Raw genomic sequence first — 5,833 nt, forward strand, 5'->3', positions numbered from 1 at the left:
GTGCAAGGCAGTATTTCTGCCGGCGTTGGTTTGACTGCGGTGTTAATCAAGGGCACTAGAATATCAACCGATTGAGCAAAATCTGCTAAATTGGGATAATCTGCTAAGCCCAATAAAAAGGGGACCGCTTTACCAAAAAAATAGGTCCCCTTTATCTTTTTTATGTATTTTTGCATGCGTGGGCTTGCTAAGCATATATAAGAACCATTTTGGGGGATATTTTTTGCCTATAAAGACGTTTGACGGGGAAAAAGCAGGATGATACAATATATAGTGCATCGTGAAACCACACAACACCATATATATGGATATATAGCTTTTGTATATACTTCGATTACATATCAAATGATGGATGGATGATCAACGGGAAATGGCTTAAACATACTCAGGCTATAAGCAGATATACAAAAGATTAATGGGAGGTCGTCGTATGAACTTAACCGAGAATGCTTTGAAGGTTTTGCAAAAGAGGTATCTGGCCAAGGATGAGAACGGCAACATTATTGAGACGGTTGAGGACATGTTTAGGCGCGTGGCACGGCATATCGCCCAGGCGGATAAGGTATATTCACCCGATGCCGATGTAGAGGCGCTGGAAGAGGAATTCTATCAGCTCATGGTGAATCTCGAGTTCATGCCCAACTCTCCAACCCTCATGAATGCCGGAAGACCCCTGGGACAGCTCTCTGCCTGTTTTGTGCTGCCCGTTCCTGACACCATGGAAGGCATATTCGATGCAGTCAAACACGCCGCTTTGATACATAAAAGCGGTGGTGGCACAGGCTTTAGCTTTTCGCGCCTGCGGCCCAAAGGCTCGGCGGTCAGGTCCACCGGCGGCGTGGCCAGCGGTCCCGTCAGCTTTATGAAGGTGTTCAACGCTGCTACCGAGGCCGTGAAGCAGGGCGGTACCCGCCGCGGGGCCAACATGGGGATACTTAGGGTGGACCATCCCGATATACTGGAATTCATTGACTGCAAGAAGAACAATTCGGACATAACCAATTTCAACATAAGCGTTGGCATAACCGAGGCTTTTATGCGGGCGGTAGAGCGGGGAGAGGATTATGACCTGATAGACCCCAGGACGGGCAAGCCGGTTGGCAAGTTGAACGCCAGGGAAGTATTCGATAAGATAGTCGAAAATGCCTGGCACAACGGCGAGCCGGGAATTATATTCTTGGACCGCTTAAACAGGGATAACGTGCTTATCGAGCTGGGCGAGATTGAGAGCACCAACCCGTGCGTGACGGGGGATACGTGGGTGCTCACGGAAGAAGGCCCTGCACAGGTGGCTGATATACTGGGCAGGCAGGTATCCCTTGCACTAAATGGAAGTTTTTATCCCTCTACTGAGCAGGGATTTTTTAAGACTGGCAGAAAGCAGGTTGTAAAGATACACACCGATAGAGGTTACAGCATAGAAGTCACGCCGGATCACAAGATAAGGGTTGTTTCTTTAGTGACTCGCGATAGAATAGAGGAGGACTGGAAACCCGCCGGAGAGTTGAAACCGGGGGATCAAATACTCTTATCCAACAATCGCGGGCTTGTATGGGAAGGCCGGGGGACCTTTGAGGAAGGGTATCTGCTGGGCCTTCTTATAGGGGATGGCACGTTGAAGGATGAAGGTGGCGTTATCTCCGTATGGGGAGATGACCAGGAAGCCCAATCCGTCATGGATGCAGCACAAAAAGCTGCCTTTACCCTGCCGCACAGGGAGGACTTTAAAGGGTTCAAGCGCGTGATTGATGAAAGGAAGGAACACAGGCTTCAGATGGCAGCTCTTAGGGATTTGGCGGCCGCCTATGGGATTGTACCTGGGAAAAAGAGAATTACTGAAGACCTGGAAAGGACAAACTATGAATTTCACCGCGGGTTTTTAAGGGGACTATTTGATGCTGATGGTACAGTAACAGGCCATCAGGAAAAAGGAGTGTCCATCAGGCTGTGGCACAGTGACGCCGAAGGCTTGAGGATTGTGCAGCGGATGCTGCTCCGCTTGGGGATAGCTTCGACCATATATATGGAACGCAAGTCCGAGGGCATCAAAGAGATGCCGGATGGCAAAGGAGGAATGAAAGAATACAGCATCAAGGCCGGGCATGAGCTGGTCATCACCTCGGATAACATGCAAGTTTTCTTCGAAAAGGTAGGATTCAGCAATGTAAAGAAGCAAGAGCTTCTAAGACAGCGCCTTGAGGAATACAAGAGGGTACTCAACAGGGAGAGGTTTGTTGCAACGGTTACTGAGGTTATTCCGATAGGTGAAAAAGATGTGTTTGACGTTCAAATCCCAGGAGTCAACGCTTTTGATGCCAACGGGATATATGTGCACAATTGCGGCGAGCAGCCACTCCTGCCCTACGAGAGCTGCAATCTTGGCTCCATAAACCTCTCCAGAATGGTTGAGGAGGTTGACGGGGAATACGTCATAAACTATGACAAGCTGGGCAGGGTTGTGGACTTAGCGGTGCACTTCCTGGACAACGTGATAGATGTCAACAAGTATCCGCTTCCTCAGATCGAAGAGATGACCAAGGGCAGCCGTAAGATTGGCCTTGGGGTTATGGGATTTGCCGATATGCTGTTTAAGCTGGGCATCCCCTACAACTCCGATGAGGCAGTGGAGCTGGCCCGCCAGGTCATGAAGTTCATACAGGAGCGTTCCAAGGAGATGTCGGCGCATCTGGCCGAAGTGAGAGGAGTTTTCCCGTATTACGACAAGAGCACTTGGAGGCACAAGGGTTTGAAGCTCAGAAATGCCACCACTACCACCATCGCTCCAACGGGTACCATAAGCATCATATGCGGTACCACCAGCGGTATAGAGCCACTGTTTGCCATATCCTTTGTGCGCAACGTGATGGATAACGATCAGCTGGTGGAAGTTCACCCCTATTTCAAAGAGGTGGCCATCAAGCGCGGATTTTATTCCGATGAGCTGATGAGGAAAATAGCCGCTCACGGCAGCATCCAGGGCATGGAGGAGATACCCGAAGATGTAAGGCGGGTATTTGTGACCGCACACGATGTCTCGCCCGAGTATCATGTACGCATGCAGGCAGCCTTCCAGGAGTATACCGATAACGCGGTGTCAAAAACCGTAAACTTCCCAAACAGCGCTACCGTGGAAGACGTAAGGAAAGTGTACTGGCTGGCCTACGAGCTGGGCTGCAAGGGCGTGACCATTTACAGGGATGGTAGCCGTGAGGGCCAGGTTTTGAGCGTGAAGCCCAAAGAGGAGCCAAAAGCAGGGGATAAGCCGTCGGAGGACAAAGCGATATTAACAGAGGATAAATCTAAGGTGATCGATAAAGAGGATAGGAAGGAAAAGAGCGGATCCCTTACCGAAAAGATATACAGCCGCATGAAAGAGCAGACTGAAAGCAAGCAGCCCAGGATAACTCCCAGGCCGAGACCCGATGTCACCATGGGCTTTACCGAAAAGGTGAGGATTGGCTGCGGCAACCTGTACATCACCGTCAATTACGACGATCAGGGCATATGCGAGGTATTTACCAACCTGGGAAGGGCGGGAGGATGTCCTTCTCAGTCCGAGGCCACCAGCCGTCTGATCTCCATAGCGCTGCGCTCGGGCATGGACGTTGACACCATCATAGAGCAGCTTAAAGGGATAAGGTGCCATTCCACTCTGCGGCAAAAAGGGCTTAAGGTTCTGTCCTGTCCCGATGCCATAGGCAGGGTGCTAGAGAAGGTGGTAAAGCTAAGGCTAAACAACCATCTGGAGGCCGATGATCTGGACATAGGCAGTTCCGACATGGTTGATAAGCACGGCTGCCTTGCCAACTGCTCTCTCTGTTCCCTAAAGGATGTTTGCAACAACCCTTATAGGGAAAATGGAGGAATACCTTTAAGCGATAAGGATTTATCGGCCAATCCACCAGCCAACGCTTCTGAGAATGCCCCTGGGATAGACGATCCGCTTAAAGGTAAGGGCCAGAAGTGTCCCGAATGCGGGGTCACCATGGAACACGATGGCGGATGTGTGGTGTGCCGTTCCTGCGGGTATTCAAGATGCGGCTGATGGTTGAATATTTTAAGATACGGGTAAGGATTGACATGCTATAGTGGTCGCAACTGCCATACGTAAAGGGTGACGGATAAATTTTTCCGTTGCCCTATTTTTTTGACTGCAATTGCTTGTTTGCACCTTATAATAAAAACTACCAGTTTTTACGTTATCATAGATGTTTTTTCATCTTCGTTAAAAACAACCATTGAAGATGCTGTTTCTGGGAGAAGCATCGGACCTGGCTGTCAAATGGCCATTTATTTGAAAAAATCCGTGGTTGAACAGACCAAAGGCCAATTTACCGTCACGTTGGAAGGTTTAAATCTGATAAGCTACGTTCCAAAATCTCAGTATGTGCCTCTTGATGAGCAAAAGAAAAAACGAATCAGGGACATGGTTTACAATGAGTTAATTGCTGGTAGTGTGGATAAACTTAAACTTACAGGAGAGGAAGAGATATATGCCACGGTTGGGTTTAAAGGTCGGCATGTCATCGGTTTAGATCCAATAAAATGGATCGACGTGTCGGGAAAATACGTATATTACGTAAGCTTTCGTACCGAACTTGACGGCTTGCTTGGGCCAATTACCGCTCTTGTTGACCCCAAGACTGAAAAGATAATAGGGGTGTTTCCACGGTATTGATGATTATTTTGTTAATTTGCCGTGAATGGATTTGATGATGTAAAACACAAACAATTTTGGCATTAGCATCGTTTAGATAAACTTTTAAGTCATATTGATTATGCTTTAATGTTGCAATAGAATAAAACAAGATGGCATTAAATATGTGCTTTAGATTTTTTATCCATAAATTAATTTGTTATTTCAGCAGATTTAACAAATGCGGGCAACAGGCAATAGTATAATGCTGCTGTTGTGTTTCTGCGGTTTTATGCTAAAATTTAAATTTGAGGAAGCCTGGGCAGATAACCAAATTTAATTATATCGACTATGCCCAGGTATAAATTATTTATAGGTCAAAAAGTTGAGATATATCAATATTAATAAGGGGGAGAAGGTCTGTGGCGGCAAAGGTATTATTCGCATCTGTCAAATACGATAAGTTTGATGCCGATGTGACCCTTCCAGCCAAGTTTGGCAGGCTCATTGACAGGATGGACATGCAGGACGTTGTAAAGGGCAAATGGACGGCTATCAAGATGCACCTTGGGCGCAATATAGGATATTCTACCATTCATCCGCTGTTTGTGAAAATCCTGGTAGACAAGTTGATAGAATATGGAGCGAAAGTGTACATAACCGATAATGTGGTTTCGGGTGCAAGGAGCAGAGGTTATACCGAGGAATACTTGGGAGTTCCCATTGTTCCTGTATGCGGAGTGTTAGGGAAGTATTACTATGAAAAACAGGTTGATTTCAAGACCTTTAAGAATGTGGATATCGGTGGATACATACACGATGCCGAGGTCATGATCAACCTTTCACACGTGAAGGGCCATGGCGCCTGCGGATATGGTGGGGCTTGCAAAAATATCGCCATGGGCTGTGTAACCGATAGAACCAGGCAGCAGATACACGGCCTGGAAGGGGGACTTACCTGGAATGAGGATCTGTGCATACATTGTGAAGCCTGTATTAGAAACTGCAATCATGACGCAAACAGCTTTGATGACGATGGGAAGTACACGGTGAATTATCACGACTGTACGTTTTGCCAGCATTGCGTGAAGGTATGTCCCACCGGCGCCATCAAAATGGACGCCGAGAGGTATGAGGATTTTCAGAAAGGCATGGCCCTTTGTACCGATGTGGTGTTGAAGACCTTTGAGCCGGGGC

The 5,833-nt window shown here is 47.6% G+C and carries 3 protein-coding genes; all 3 read left to right on the top strand.

The genetic code is table 11. The annotated features are described in order from the left end of the window. The first annotated feature begins 430 nt into the window (after nt 1-430). Nucleotides 431-4,045 (top strand): ribonucleotide reductase N-terminal alpha domain-containing protein, encoded by a 3,615-nt coding sequence (locus FWJ59_RS07435; RefSeq protein WP_414481319.1) that lies wholly within the window; start codon nt 431-433, stop codon nt 4,043-4,045. A 249-nt stretch (nt 4,046-4,294) separates the two neighbouring features. Next, nucleotides 4,295-4,678 (top strand): hypothetical protein, encoded by a 384-nt coding sequence (locus tag FWJ59_RS07440; RefSeq protein ID WP_414481320.1) that lies wholly within the window; start codon nt 4,295-4,297, stop codon nt 4,676-4,678. Between the two features lie 380 nt (nt 4,679-5,058). Beyond that, a partial coding sequence (locus FWJ59_RS07445) for a DUF362 domain-containing protein (protein WP_414481321.1) occupies nt 5,059-5,833 on the top strand: 775 nt, incomplete at its 3' end.

This window comes from Caldicoprobacter sp., from assembly GCF_047459465.1.
Classification (GTDB): Bacteria; Bacillota; Clostridia; order Caldicoprobacterales; family Caldicoprobacteraceae; genus Caldicoprobacter.

Bases quoted from the DNA above. Each gene is read 5' to 3' on its own strand.
- FWJ59_RS07435 (WP_414481319.1), top strand. From the start codon at position 431: ATGAACTTAACCGAGAATGCTTTGAAGGTTTTGCAAAAGAGGTATCTG.